At 68.1% G+C, this 12,905-nt stretch carries 10 protein-coding genes; 3 read left to right on the forward strand and 7 right to left on the reverse strand.

The annotated features are described in order from the left end of the window. Window positions 1–208 precede the first annotated feature (208 nt). The 4 genes from alaS to PPSIR1_RS39655 all read right to left on the reverse strand — a co-directional run bounded on the left by alaS (window position 209) and on the right by PPSIR1_RS39655 (window position 7,386). Window positions 209–2,968: an alanine--tRNA ligase gene (gene alaS / locus PPSIR1_RS39640; RefSeq protein WP_006976955.1), complete on the reverse strand. Its 2,760-nt coding sequence runs from the start codon at window positions 2,966–2,968 to the stop codon at window positions 209–211. Between the two features lie 498 nt (window positions 2,969–3,466). Next, a complete protein-coding gene (locus PPSIR1_RS39645; protein ID WP_157596470.1) occupies window positions 3,467–4,237 on the reverse strand; it encodes a hypothetical protein in 771 nt (256 codons plus the stop codon). A gap of 469 nt (window positions 4,238–4,706) precedes the next feature. Further along, entirely contained in the window at window positions 4,707–5,819 is a 1,113-nt protein-coding gene (locus PPSIR1_RS39650) for a type IV pilus twitching motility protein PilT (protein WP_006976960.1), read from the reverse strand. Between the two features lie 232 nt (window positions 5,820–6,051). Continuing rightward, on the reverse strand, window positions 6,052–7,386 hold the full coding sequence (locus tag PPSIR1_RS39655; protein WP_157596471.1) for a class I SAM-dependent rRNA methyltransferase: 1,335 nt from the start codon (window positions 7,384–7,386) through the stop codon (window positions 6,052–6,054). A gap of 271 nt (window positions 7,387–7,657) precedes the next feature. On the opposite strand from PPSIR1_RS39655, the gene pilB reads away from it, so the two are divergent. From pilB to PPSIR1_RS39670, 3 genes are all read left to right on the forward strand, one after another. Beyond that, window positions 7,658–9,373: a type IV-A pilus assembly ATPase PilB gene (gene pilB, locus PPSIR1_RS39660; RefSeq protein WP_006976962.1), complete on the forward strand. Its 1,716-nt coding sequence runs from the start codon at window positions 7,658–7,660 to the stop codon at window positions 9,371–9,373. Window positions 9,374–9,509: 136 nt separating this feature from the next. Next, window positions 9,510–9,923, forward strand: a complete 414-nt coding sequence (locus PPSIR1_RS39665) for a hypothetical protein (protein ID WP_006976963.1) — start codon at window positions 9,510–9,512, stop codon at window positions 9,921–9,923. Window positions 9,924–9,990: 67 nt separating this feature from the next. Further along, window positions 9,991–10,731 (forward strand): DJ-1/PfpI family protein, encoded by a 741-nt coding sequence (locus PPSIR1_RS39670; RefSeq protein WP_006976964.1) that lies wholly within the window; start codon window positions 9,991–9,993, stop codon window positions 10,729–10,731. A gap of 79 nt (window positions 10,732–10,810) precedes the next feature. Here PPSIR1_RS39670 and PPSIR1_RS39675 read toward each other — a convergent pair whose 3' ends face one another. The 3 genes from PPSIR1_RS39675 to PPSIR1_RS39685 form a co-directional block, all read right to left on the reverse strand. Continuing rightward, the gene (locus PPSIR1_RS39675) at window positions 10,811–11,017 is read right to left on the reverse strand and encodes a hypothetical protein (protein WP_006976965.1); all 207 of its coding nucleotides are present in this window, start codon (window positions 11,015–11,017) and stop codon (window positions 10,811–10,813) included. A gap of 482 nt (window positions 11,018–11,499) precedes the next feature. Continuing rightward, window positions 11,500–11,904, reverse strand: a complete 405-nt coding sequence (locus PPSIR1_RS39680) for a hypothetical protein (protein ID WP_006976966.1) — start codon at window positions 11,902–11,904, stop codon at window positions 11,500–11,502. A 58-nt stretch (window positions 11,905–11,962) separates the two neighbouring features. Beyond that, a complete protein-coding gene (locus PPSIR1_RS39685) occupies window positions 11,963–12,421 on the reverse strand; it encodes a hypothetical protein (protein WP_006976967.1) in 459 nt (152 codons plus the stop codon). Window positions 12,422–12,905 lie beyond the last annotated feature (484 nt).

Genomic DNA, 12,905 nt, shown 5'->3' on the forward strand with positions numbered 1-12,905 from the left:
AAAGCTCACAGTACACCCGGTACAGCTTCGTTTTGGCTTCGCGGTCTCGCACGCCGGTGACGCACTGTGGCCCGCGCCGAGAAAATCCCCGGCCTGCTAGACCCAACGCGACTCCTCATCGAGGTAGTCCAGACTGGCACAATTACTCAGGGCATTCGCAATCCCCACTGGAGGAAAGCGAACGCCCTGGAGCCGGAGCGAGCCGGAACTAAGCGAGCTGCTTGGCGAGCTCTTCGGCCGCGTGCGCGACCACGTCGTCGAGACCAGCGACCTTGGGACCGCCCGCCTGGGCCATGTCCGGGCGACCGCCCCCGCGACCGTCGACGTGCACCACCAAGGCCGCGGCGAGCTTGCCCGCGTGGACGATCTTGCCCTTGGCGAGGTCCTTGGTCGTGGCCACGAGCAGGTTGGCCTTGCCGTCGCGCTCGCCGGCGAGCACGACCACGCCCGAGCCCATGCGGTCGCGCAGGGTGTCCGCGGCCTCGCGCATGATCTTGGGGTCGGCCACGGGGATGCGCCGGGCCGTCAGCTTGACCGTCTTGCCGCCGCCCTCGACCTCGACGACCTCGCTGGCCTGGCTGCCGCCGCCGCCCGTGGCCAGCTTGCGCTTGAGCGAGTCGATCTCCCGGCCTCGGGCCGCGAGCTCCTCGTGCAGCTTCTCGAGCCGCCCGAGCACCTCGCCCAGGTCCCGGGCGCGCAGGTCACTGGCGACCTGATCGACGACCTCGGCACGCTCTTGAACCCACTCGACGGCGCCCATGCCCGTCATCGCCTCGATGCGGCGCACGCCCTGGGCCACGCCGCCCTCGGCGACGATCTTGAACAGGCCGACGTCGCCGGCTCGCGCCACGTGGGTGCCGCCGCACAGCTCGACGGAGCGCTCCTCGCCCGCCTCGGTCTCGACCTCGCCGATCGTGACCACGCGGACCTCGGCGCCGTACTTCTCCCCGAACAGGCCGATGGCGCCGGCCTGCTTGGCGTCGGCGAGGCTCATCTCCGCCGTGCCCGTGGGCGCGTTGGCGAGGACCATGGCGTTGACCTCGGCCTCGATGCGCCGGGTCTCCTCGCGGGTCACCGAGCGCGCGTGGGAGAAGTCGAAGCGCAGGCGATCGGGGGCGACCAGCGAGCCCTTTTGGGCCACGTGCTTGCCCAGCACCTTGCGCAGGGCGTGGTGGAGCATGTGCGTGGCCGAGTGGTTGCGACGGATCGCGTCGCGGCGAGCGACGTCGACCTCGAGGACAAAGCGCTGGCCCACGGCGATGGAGCCCCCGGCGAGCTCGCCGTGGTGGACGTGCAGGCCGCCCGTGGGCTTGGAGGTCTGGGTCACGGTCACCACCGCGCCGCCGTCGACGGCCCGGAGCGCGCCGGTGTCCCCGACCTGGCCGCCGCTCTCGCCATAAAAGGGCGACTGATCGAAGATCAGCTCGACGGCCTGGCCGGCCTGGGCCGACTCGACCCGGGTGGGCTCGAGCGCGGGCTCCCCCTCGGCCGGCTCGGGCGCGGGGATCACGATGGCCTTCAGCGTGGCCTCGCCCGCGGTCGCGCCGTAACCGAGGAAGGCCGTGCCCTGGCCGAGCTCGTTGACGATGTCGAAGTAGACGTCGGCGACCTTCGAGCCCCCGCCGCCGGCGAAGCTCGACTCGCCCTTTTGGGCCTCGAGCTTCTCGGCCACGGCCGCCTCGTCGAGGGTCAGCTCGTTCTCCTCGGCGATGACTCGGGTCAGGTCGATGGGGAAGCCGGCGCTGGTGTAGAGGTCGGCCGCCTCGTCGACGGGGAAGACCTTCGAGCCCTCGGCCTCGAGCCCGGCGAGGATCTTGGACACGCGCCGCAGCCCCCGGGCCAGGGTCCGCCGAAAGCCCTCTTCTTCGATCTTGACCGCGCCAGCGATGACCTCGCGAGCCTCGCGCAGCTCCGGGTAGGCCTCGCCAAAGCGATTCACGACCTCGTCGCAGACCTCGTGGAAGAACAGGTCCTCGAGGCCCACCAAGGTCGCGTGGCGGATCGCCCGGCGCATGATCCGGCGCAGCACGTAGGGCCGCCCGGTCTGGTCCGGGGTCACGCCGTCGGCGATCAAAAAGGCCGTCGCGCGGGCGTGGTCGGCGATGACCCGGTAGCTGGCCTCGCGCTCGCCCTGGTGCCCGGACACGCCGGCGAGGGCCTTGACCTTGTCGACGATGGGCACGAACAGCCCGGTCTCGTAGTTGGTCTCGACCCCCTCGAGCACGGCGGCGAGGCGCTCGAGGCCCGCGCCCGTGTCCACCGAGGGCGCCGGGAGCTTGGTCATCTCGCCGCTGGCGAGCTTCTCGTACTGCATGAACACGAGGTTCCACAGCTCCATGTACTTGTCGTCCTCGAAGGCCGGGCCCTTGCCGGGCTTGCCGCCGTCAGGGGGCGCGCCACCTTCTCCGCGCCAGATGTGGATCTCCGAGCACGGCCCGCAGGGCCCCGTGTCGCCCATCTGCCAGAAGTTCTCCTTGGCGTCGAAGGCGTAGATGCGCTCTTTGGGGATGATCTCGGCCCACAGGTCGTAGGCCTCCTGGTCGAAGGGCGCGTTCTCGCCTTCGCCGTTGAACACCGACACCACCAGCTTCTCGGCCGGCAGCTCGAGCACCTGGGTCAGGAACTCCCACCCCCAGCGGATCGCGTCGCGCTTGAAGTAGTCGCCGAAGGAGAAGTTGCCGAGCATCTCGAACAGCGTGTGGTGCCGCGGCGTGAACCCGACGTTGTCGAGGTCGTTGTGCTTGCCGCCGGCTCGCAGGCAGCGCTGGGCCGAGGTCGCCCGCGTGTAGTCCCGCTTGTCGCGGCCCGTGAACACGTCCTTGAACTGGACCATGCCGGCGTTGACGAACAGCAGCGTGGGGTCGTCGAAGGGCACCAGCGGCGAGCTGGGCACGGCCGCGTGACCCCGCTCCTCGAAGAAGGACAGGAAGGCAGAGCGGATGGCGTGGGCGTCGGCGGGGCGAGCCATGGGGCAGGAAGTCTACGACGGAATCGCGGCGAGGCCCGCCCGCGAAGCAGCGCGGACGGGCCCGCGCCGCCGCGCCGCCGTGAGGGAACTCGTCTGCTGCAGGCCACGCCCTCCCTGCCCCACGTCCACCACTCACAGGGTCGGCCGAAACGAGTTTGGCCAACCCTCTATCTGTTTCAGCCGTCGTAGACGACGCCCCCCCCTGCCCCACGTCCATCACCCACAGGCCGTGAACCCATCGCCCCCTTCAGGGGGCGACCCAATGCCCACGCGAAGGCACGAACTCCATTGCCCACCAAGCCAAAGCGGAGGAGCGGAGCGACGAAGCGCCCCCTGCCCCACGTCCATCATCCACAGGCCGTGAACCCATCGCCCCCTTCAGGGGGCGACCCAATGCCCACGCGAAGGCACGAACTCCATTGCCCACCAAGCCAAAGCGGAGGAGCGGAGCGACGAAGCGCCCCCGGTCTCGAGACGCTCGCGGGGGTAAAGTAGAGGTCAGTCGAGCGAGAACGCGACGTCGCTGGGGAACACGGCGGTCGCCTCGAGGACCTCCGTGCCCGGGGGCGTGTCCGAGTAGGGCCCCGCGCACACGCCCTCGTCGCACCCACAATCTTCAGGGAGCCGGTTCGGGGGGCAGGTGTCCGAGTAGCGGATCCCGGCGGTGAACTCGAGCCCCGAGTAGTCCTGCAAGGTCTGGCAGCTGCTCCCCGCGTTCGGCCCGCTCTCGCAGACCATCCCCTGGCACGCCTGGCCCAGCTGGTTGTTGGTCCACCCCATCCCGTTCCACGTGAACTCCACGGCGTGCCCCGGCGCGAGGGTGAACATCGTGCCCATCTCCTCGAGGCAGCTCTGGCCGCAGGGGAAGTTGCTGCACGGCGCGAAGGGGTTCGCGATGATCAGGGGCTGGCCGTCGACGCGGATCGAGAACTGGTCGTTGGAGCACTGGCTCTCGAAGCCAAACAGGTAGCGCAGGCCGTCCGAGTCGTTGGTGACCGTGATCGTCGCCTGCTCGCCCGAGCCACCCTCATTCTCAGGGAGCTCGCAGGCATCCTCTCCCGTCTCACCCTCGTCCTCCGTCGCGGCGGTGTCCTCGGTCGCACCTTCCTCGCTCGTCTCTTCTCCGCTCGTCTCCTCTCCGCTCTCCCCGGTCGTCTCCTCCTCGCTCCCCTGCCCCGTGTCTCCCGCGGCCTCGTCTCCAGCCTCGTCTCCAGCCTCGTCTCCAGCCTCGGGCACACAGGCCAGCGGACCGAGTCCAAGCACCACCATCAAGGCGAATGAAATTTGCTTCGTCATGCCTTGGTCGTTGCCGGCGCGCGCCGACCCGATCGCAAACTGCCCCCCGGGACGACGTGATCGTCCTCGGGGGGCAGCTGCGTCAGATTTCGCGGCCTCGTTGGACGGGCCGTGGGCGGCTCAGAAGCTGCCGCCAGTGCCGAGCACCCGGAAGCTGCCCGCTTTGGTCTTCGTCTTGGTCTTCATGATCGTCCTCGCCTCAGAAGGTCCCGAAGGACCCGCCCGCGCGGAACGAGCCCGCCCTGGTCTTGCTCTTGGTCTTCATGATCGTCCTCGCCTCAGAAGGTCCCGAAGGACCCGCCCGCGCGGAACGAGCCGGCGCGGGTCTTGGTGTTGGTCTTCACGCAAACACCATGACCACCGTCAGGCAATCCAGCGCCTCGGCTGCAGCTTTATTTTCGTGAGCCTCGTCCCCGACCGAAGGAAGGGGACGCGCACCCGCTCACAGCTCGAACTCGACGTCGTCGTCGCCGGAACCACCGGTCACGCCGCGGAACGCGAGCTCGAAGTCTGCGGGGTTCGAGCTCGCGGCGAGCGCGACCTCGTAGGCGACCAGGCGGCGGCGGACCAGGTTGGTCAACGACTGGTCGAAGCTGACCATGCCGTAGGGGTTGGCCCCCTCCTTGATCGCGTCGACGATCTCGTGGGTGCGGTGCATGTCGGAGATCATCTCCTGCACGCGCGGGGTGTTGATGAGCACCTCGACCGCCGGGATCATCCCGCGCCCGTCCGCGCGGGGCAGCAGGCGCTGCGACACGATGCCGCGCAAAATCGCCGCGAGCTGCAGGCGCACGGCGATCTGCTCCTCGTGGGGGAACATCTGCACGATCCGCGCGATGGTCTCGGTGGCGTCGACGGTGTGCAGCGTCGAGAACACCAGGTGGCCGGTCTCGGCCGCGAGCATGACCGTCTTGATGGTCTCGTGGTCCCGCATCTCGCCGACGAGGATCACGTCCGGATCTTGGCGCAGGGCCGAGCGCAGCGCGCCGCGGAAGCCCATGGTGTCGAAGCCGACCTCGCGCTGGTTCACGATCGCCCGCTTGTCCTCGAACATGTACTCGATCGGATCCTCGATCGTGACCACGTGGGCGGGGTGGTTGACGTTGACGACCTCGAGCAGGCTGGCCAGGGTCGTCGACTTGCCCGAGCCGGTGATGCCCGTGACCAGGACCAGGCCGCGCTTTTCGTCGGCGAGCTCGCGGACCCGGGCCGGCAGGTTCAACCGGTCGAAAGAGGGGATGGTCGAGGGGATGATCCGCATGACCATGCCCGTGGTCCCGCGCTGGCGGAACACGTTGACGCGGTAGCGGAAGCCGTCCTCGGTGCCGTAGGCCAGGTCGACCTCGCAGTTCTCCATGAAGATCGCGTGCTGACGCTGGTTCATGATGTTGACCGCGAAGGTCTCGATCACGTCGCTGTTCATCGCTGGCACGTCCTTGAGCGTGCGCAGCTGACCGCGGATACGGAAGATCGGCGGGCGACCGACCTTGAGGTGGACATCGGAGGCCCCGAGCTTGCGGGCAGCCATCAACACGCGGTCAAAGATCTCGTTCATGCGGGTTGCTGATCTTACTACCAACGCGTGCCACACAGGCAACCAATGTCGGGAGGTGCGCCCGCGCGTGGTCGATCCACATACGCTGAGTCGTGGACGTGGGGCAGGGAGGGCGTGGCGTCGTCCACGACGGCTAAAATAGACAGAGGGTCGGCCAGAACTCGTTTTGGCCGACCCGCTGACGCACCCCTGTCTCACCCGAGACCGGCCCAGGTCCCGGATCGCTCGCCGATCAACCGAGCGAGAGCAGCTTGACCTTGAGGTACTTGCCCTCGGGGAAGGCCGCGAGGACGGGGAAGTCCGGGGGCAGACCGCACTCGTCGATGACCCGAGGGCTGCGGCCCGCGTTCTGACAGCCCTCGCCCACGGCCCCGAGGAACTCCTCCTCGGTCAGGCCCGCCGCGTTGGCCACGGCCAGCACCTCGCCACCGGGCGCGACCACCCGGGCGACGGCCTCGGCGAGCTGGTTCCAGTGCTCGAGGGCCGAGAAGGTCGTGCCCTTGACCGTGGAAAAGGGCGGCGGATCGACGACCACCAGGTCGAACACGCGCTCGCGCTGGCGGAAGCGCTCGAGGAACTTGAACACGTCGCCGGACAGGGCCTCGCAGGCCTCGGGGTCCATCTCGGAGGCGGCCAGGTTCTGGCGGCAGCGGGCGTGGGAGCGCGCGGCCGCGTCGACGTTGGTCACGTCGGTGGCCCCGCCCCGCACGGCCCGGAGCGCGAGGGCGCCGGTGAACGAGAACAGGTTGAGGACCCGGCGGCCCTTGCTGATGCCCTCGAGCAGGCGCCGACCGGCGCGCAGATCGAGGAACAGACCCGGCGAGACCGGGGCCGTGACGTCGACGATGAACTTCAGCCCGTCCTCCTCGACCTCGAACTCCGGCGGCGCGGCCTTGCCCGCGAGCAGGGCCGCCGGCGGACGGCGAGAGCTGTCCTCGGCCGTGACCGAGCGGGTCCGGTCCTGAAGGTAGATGCCCTTGGGCGCGAACTCCTGCTCCAGCAGCGGCACGAGGCGGTCGAGGTAGCTGTCGACGGCCTGGGCGTACTTGTAGACGAGCAAGAACTCGCCGTAGCGATCCACCGCGAGGCCGGGGAAGCCGTCGGCGTCGGCGTGGACCAGCCGGCAGGCCCCCGAGAAGCTGTCCTCGACGTAGCGCTCGCGGTGCTCCTTGGCCCAGCGCAGGCGATCGAGCAGCACCGCATCGTTCCAGTCGAACTCCTCGGCGCGCGACACCATGCGCAGCGCCACGGCGCCCTCGGGCTCGTAGAGGGCGTGGCCGAGGTGGTTGCCGTCACCGTCAGCCACGGGCACGAGGGCCCCCGGCGCAAATCCTTCGAGGGGCCGCAGCAGCGCGTCCCGGAAGATCCACGGGTGTCCTGCGCGGACCCAGCGTGCGACGGACTCGGGGACCTTGGCCCCCCGTCGGCGTACACCCGGCTTGAATTGAGCCGCTTTGCGCCGGCCCCGGGCGGGACCCTGGCGCGCACCGGCGTGCCCGCGTTTGTGTTCACGACCTTGGAGGGGTCGCCTACTCTTGCGCATATCGCGCTTGTCGCCGGTGCTCATGGCCGCGAAGGATATCCCACGCTCCGCCGGGGTCCAGCGACGTGGGGCAGCTTCGCCCGCGGAGTCCTCGGCGCTCCGGCGGGCTTGCCGGCTTGGACCTCGAAAACCGCGCTCAATCGCCTGCTGCGTCCGTTCTAACGCTGGCGGGCCTCGACCGGGCCGTGTACCCTCGCCCGGGCCCGTTCGACCGCCCCGGGCCATGCGGCGGGGGCGACCCCTCGCTCCCGACCCGAGACATCGAGAACCCCCACGAGCGCCCTCGAGACTGCACATGGCAAACGACCGCATCGGTGAACTCCTGGTCCGCGAGAACCTCATCTCGACCGCTCAGCTGCGCGAGGCGCAGACCGACCAGCGCTCCACGGGCAAGCGCCTCGCCTACAGCCTCACCCGCCTCGGCATCCTTCAGGAGACCGAGCTCACCGACTTCCTGTCCAAGCAGTACGGCGTCCCCGCGATCACCCTCGACGACTTCGAGATCGACCCCGAGGTCATCGAGCTCGTGCCGCGCGAGGTCGCCTCCAAGCACGTGCTCATCCCGGTCCAGCGCGCGGGCAACAGCCTGATCACCGCGATGGCCGACCCGGCCAACATCTACGCCATCGACGACGTCAAGTTCATGACCGGGCTGCACATCGAGCCCGTCGTCAGCACCGACGCCGCCATCGAGGCCGCCATCGAGCGCTACTACGCCGCCCCCGAGAAGGAGGTCGCCTCCTACCAGGAGGTCCTCGGCGACATGGAGCTCGACGAGATCGAGTTCGAAGAGGGCGAAGAGGACGACTTCAGCGTGCTCGACAGCCAGAGCGAGGCCGAGCAGGCCCCGGTCGTCAAGCTCTGCAACCTGATCCTCGTCAACGCCATCAACAAGGGCGCCAGCGACATCCACATCGAGCCCTACGAGAAGGACTATCGCGTCCGCTACCGCATCGACGGCGTCCTCCACCACGAGATGAACCCGCCGCTCAAGCTCAAGAACGCGATCACCTCGCGCTTCAAGATCATGAGCAACCTCGACATCTCGGAGCGTCGGCTGCCCCAGGACGGCCGCATCAAGATCAAGATGGGCCGCGGCCGCGAGATGGACTTCCGCGTGTCCTGCCTGCCCTGCCTCTACGGCGAGAAGCTGGTCCTGCGTCTGCTCGACAAGGAGAACCTGCAGCTCGACATGACCAAGCTCGGCTTCGAGCCCGGGCCCCTCGCCGACTTCAAGAACGCCATCCACCGCCCCTTCGGCATGTGCCTGGTCACCGGGCCCACCGGCTCGGGCAAGACGACCACGCTGTACTCGGCGCTGTCCGATCTCAACCAGATCGACGTCAACATCTCCACCGCCGAGGATCCCGTCGAGTTCAACCTCATGGGCATCAACCAGGTGCAGATGCACGAGGACATCGGCCTGAACTTCGCGGCCGCCCTGCGCTCCTTCCTGCGCCAGGACCCCGACATCATCATGGTCGGCGAGATCCGTGACTTCGAGACCGCCGAGATCTCGGTCAAGGCCGCGCTCACGGGCCACATGGTCCTCTCGACCCTGCACACCAACGACGCGCCCTCGACGGTCAACCGCCTGCTCAACATGGGCGTCGAGCCCTTCCTGGTCACGGCCTCGGTCAACCTCATCGTCGCCCAGCGCCTCGCCCGGCGCCTGTGCAAGGACTGCAAGATCCCCGACAAGGAGCAGTCCGTCGAGGCCCTCGTCGAGGCCGGCATGAGCCAGGCCGAGGCCAAGAAGTGCCAGACCATGAAGGGCAAGGGCTGCAAGACCTGCTCGGGCAGCGGCTACAAGGGCCGCGTCGCCCTCTACGAGGTCATGATGCTCAAGGACGCCCTCAAGGACCTCATCCTCCAGGGCGCCTCGACCTCGGAGCTCAAGCAAGAGGCCATCCGCATGGGCATGAACACCCTGCGCCGCTCGGGTCTGAACAAGATCAAGGACGGGATGACGACCCTCGAGGAAGTCCTCCGCGTCACGGCTGCCGACTAGCAGTCGCCCACCCCGGCCGCGCCGGGACCCATGATCCACGAAAGCATCGTCCACGGACTCAGCTGGCGTGGAACCCGTGGGCGGCTGCCTTTCTCGGTAGGCCATCGGGCACCGAGAGGCTGTTATTCTCGGTGTCATGGTGCGCCTGCGTCAGTCCCTCTCCGCCTTCCCAGCCCTGGCTCTCGCGCTAGCGGCCAGCGTTGCGATCAGCCTCGCGTGCAGCGACGACGACGAGACCGAAGCCGACATGCTCGGCGTCGGGGCCGAGTGCGCCGCAAACGAGGACTGCCTCGAGGAGCAGAGCTGCCTGACTCAGTTCAAGGGGGGCTACTGCGGCGTGACCGACTGCGCCCTCGACGAGGACTGCCCCGAGGGCTCGGCCTGCGTCGCCCACACCGACGGCACCAACTACTGCTTCCGGATCTGCACGGACAAGGCCGAGTGCAACGCCAACCGTGACCCGGACAACGAGTCCAACTGCTCGGCCAACATCACCTTCACCGACCCCGAGACCGGCGCGAACAAGGCCTGCGTCCCCCCCTCTGGCTGAACCACACCAGCCGCGACCGCGCGACGCAGGTGTGGCCCGCCGAACACGGCGGGCGTAGGCTCGGACCATGAGCGAGGCGACGCAGGTTGCGATCATGGTCTACCCGGGGATGACGGCGCTGGACGCCCTCGGGCCCTACGAGGTGCTGCACAACCATCCCAACATCGATCTTCGCTTCGTGTGGAAGGAGGTCGGGCCGATCGTGACCGACAGCCAGGTCCTGGTCATCGGCGCGACCCATGCCTTCTCGGAGACGCGGCGCCCGGACGTCATCTTGATCCCCGGCTCGTCCGCGGACACGGCCACGATGATGGCCGACGCCGACGTGCTCGCGTGGATCCGCAGCGCCCACCCGCACACCCGGTTCACGACCTCGGTGTGCTCGGGCGCGCTGATCCTCGCCGCCGCCGGCGTGCTCGACGGCCACCCCGCGACCACGCACTGGATGGTGACCAAGAGCCTGCTCGCCTTCGGGGCCGAGCCGCGGCCCCACGATCGCGTGGTTCGCTCGGGCAAGATCATCACCGCCGCAGGCGTGTCCGCCGGCATCGACATGGCCCTGAGCCTGCTCGCCGAGCTCGAGGGGGAGCAGGCCGCCAAGATCAGCCAGCTGCTCATCGAGTACGACCCCCAGCCGCCCTTCGACTGCGGCCACGTCAGCAAGGCCGACCCCGAGCTGATCGCCGAGGCCAAGCGGCAGATGTTCGCCGCGGCCGCGAACCCCCGCGACTTCGTGTCCGTGCCGACCGTGCTCTTGCGCCGCTTCAAGGACGTCATCGCCAAGCGGGTTCGCGGCGGCAAGGGCTGAGCTTGCCTCGGGAGGACTCAACCAAAAGAAAACGGCCCCGGGTGGGGCCGATTTCTTCAGAGTAGCGCGGAGCTACTGCCTACAGGTCGTAGGGGCGAACGGTGCCACGCTTGTTGGCCTCGGCGCGCGCGATGGCGGCCTCGAGCATGTCGTGGACCTTGTCGGACACGGCCTGAACGAGCTCACCGTCGCTGCGGTAGCCGGCGGTGCGGATGACATCCTTCACCTTGCTGCCGACGACGACGATTTCGCGGGTCTTCTTCTTGGCGGTCTTCTTTTTGGCCATTTTCTTGGTCTCCTGGAGCGGTCGCTTGGAACGGGGATTCGGTGTGAGAGGGCCCTAGGACCCAGATTTCGCGTGTTTTCGACGCGAACGCCTGCATTGTAGGAGCTTTGGATCGGCTTACAACACGAAAATTGCCTGTTTTCGGGCAAATTTGACGATTTTTTGGTTCTCGGGGGAAGGAATTCCCTCCCAAACGGCAGATCCCTGGCCCGGGTGGCAAACTTCCCCGTGCTGTGGCCCACACGGGCAGCTATGGCCGATCCAGCGAGGCCCCCCTGGTGAGCTCGCTCTCTCTCGCCTCCCGAGGCCCTTCCTCGATTGCCCCCGGAGGCCCCCTAAAGACCCTTTCACGGGTCTTTTCAACCCCCCCGAGCCTCCACGGAGCGCCCAGCCAAGACTCAGGGACTGTGAACTTTTCACAGTCCCTGACGATTTTAGCCGTCGTGGACGACGCCACGCCCTCCCTGCCCCACGTCCGCGACTCAGCCCGGGTCCTCAATTGGCCCCTTGGGCACCACCTCGACCTGGCGAATCGGCAATTCTTGCTCGCAGGACTCCCGGCACTCGAGCTCGATGGCGTCCGCCCCCTTCGCCTCCCGCTGGCGCTCGTCCACGCAAGAACGCACGCAGGCCTCCCGCTTGGCCTCCTCTGCCGCGAGCTCCTCTTCGGTCATGACCGGGAGGTTGCCCGGCGCCTTCACCCCCGGCGGAGGCTGCTCCGCCTCCTCTTTTACTGGAGCCTCCACCTTCTGTGTCGGCTGCTCCGGCTCGGACTCCGCCGGCTGCTCCGCCTTCGCCGGCTCCTTGATCGAGTCGGGAGCGCACGCCAACACCGGCGCGGTCGAGAGGACGAGGAGGGAGAACAGACGCGAGGGGGCGGGTCGCATGCCTCATTTTACCCCGCTCGGCGTCGAGAACTGACGCATGACGAGCCAGCGGCGGTGCTCAGATGCACGTCGGCACGAAGCTCAGATCGGGGTCGAGGCTGTAGGAGCTGTCGTCATCGGGGTGCATGGCCAGGAGCGGGAGCCAGCCCTCGCCGTCGCACAGCGAGAGCAGCTCGGCGTTGGTCATGGACGCGTTGACGAAGGTGACCTGGCGGCTCGCTTCACCTTCGAAGCAAGGGTCGAAGTCCGCCTCCGAGGTGAGCTCGAGGGTGAGCTCGACGCCGACGGAGTCGCGGAAGAACTCGAGCTCGGGGTCGATGCAACGCTCGACGGACGACCCGGACTCGAAGGTCAGCTCGAGGGTGAGCGCCGCCAGCTCCTCGGGGGCAGAGGAGTCGATGGTCATCTCCAGCGCGTGCAGCTCGGGGATGAGCTCGGAGTCGAGGGGAGAGCAGGCACCAAGGGCCATCAGGGCGACGATGGGGAGGGCGCGTACGAGCGTATGTGCGACGAGCATGGATTAGCAATAGTGAGCATCTCGTCGAGCGTCGAGCGGGTTAACCCTTTGACCGTCATCGAGGGGTACCACCCGCGGGGGATCGGCTGTAAGCAGCCTAGCGGGGGTATCAGACGACCATGACGAGGTTTAGAGCGACTCGAGTCGGAGCTCTGCGACGCATTGAGACGCTCAAACGATATCGAATTCAATCATGGCACTGAGACGAAGGCCTGCTTGGCGGCAGGTGTCGACTTCGCCCGGGCCCGAACATCCAGCGCCGAGCGCCGCGGACATCCTCGAGGCCTTCGGCGCGCCTGTCTACGTGGTCTCGGTCGGCGCAGACACCAAACGAGCCCCCCTCATCCCCGCCAGACAACACCCCCCTGTGGGGGGTGACCCACGACCGGCTCGGTCCACCGACCGACCCTGCCCGAGGAGCGCAGCGACGAGAGGACCTGCCACCGGCAGGTCCGCTGCAGCCCCAGGCGAAATCGACCCTCGG

The sequence above is a fragment of the Plesiocystis pacifica SIR-1 genome (assembly GCF_000170895.1).
GTDB classification, from domain to species: domain Bacteria; phylum Myxococcota_A; class Polyangia; order Nannocystales; family Nannocystaceae; genus Plesiocystis; species Plesiocystis pacifica.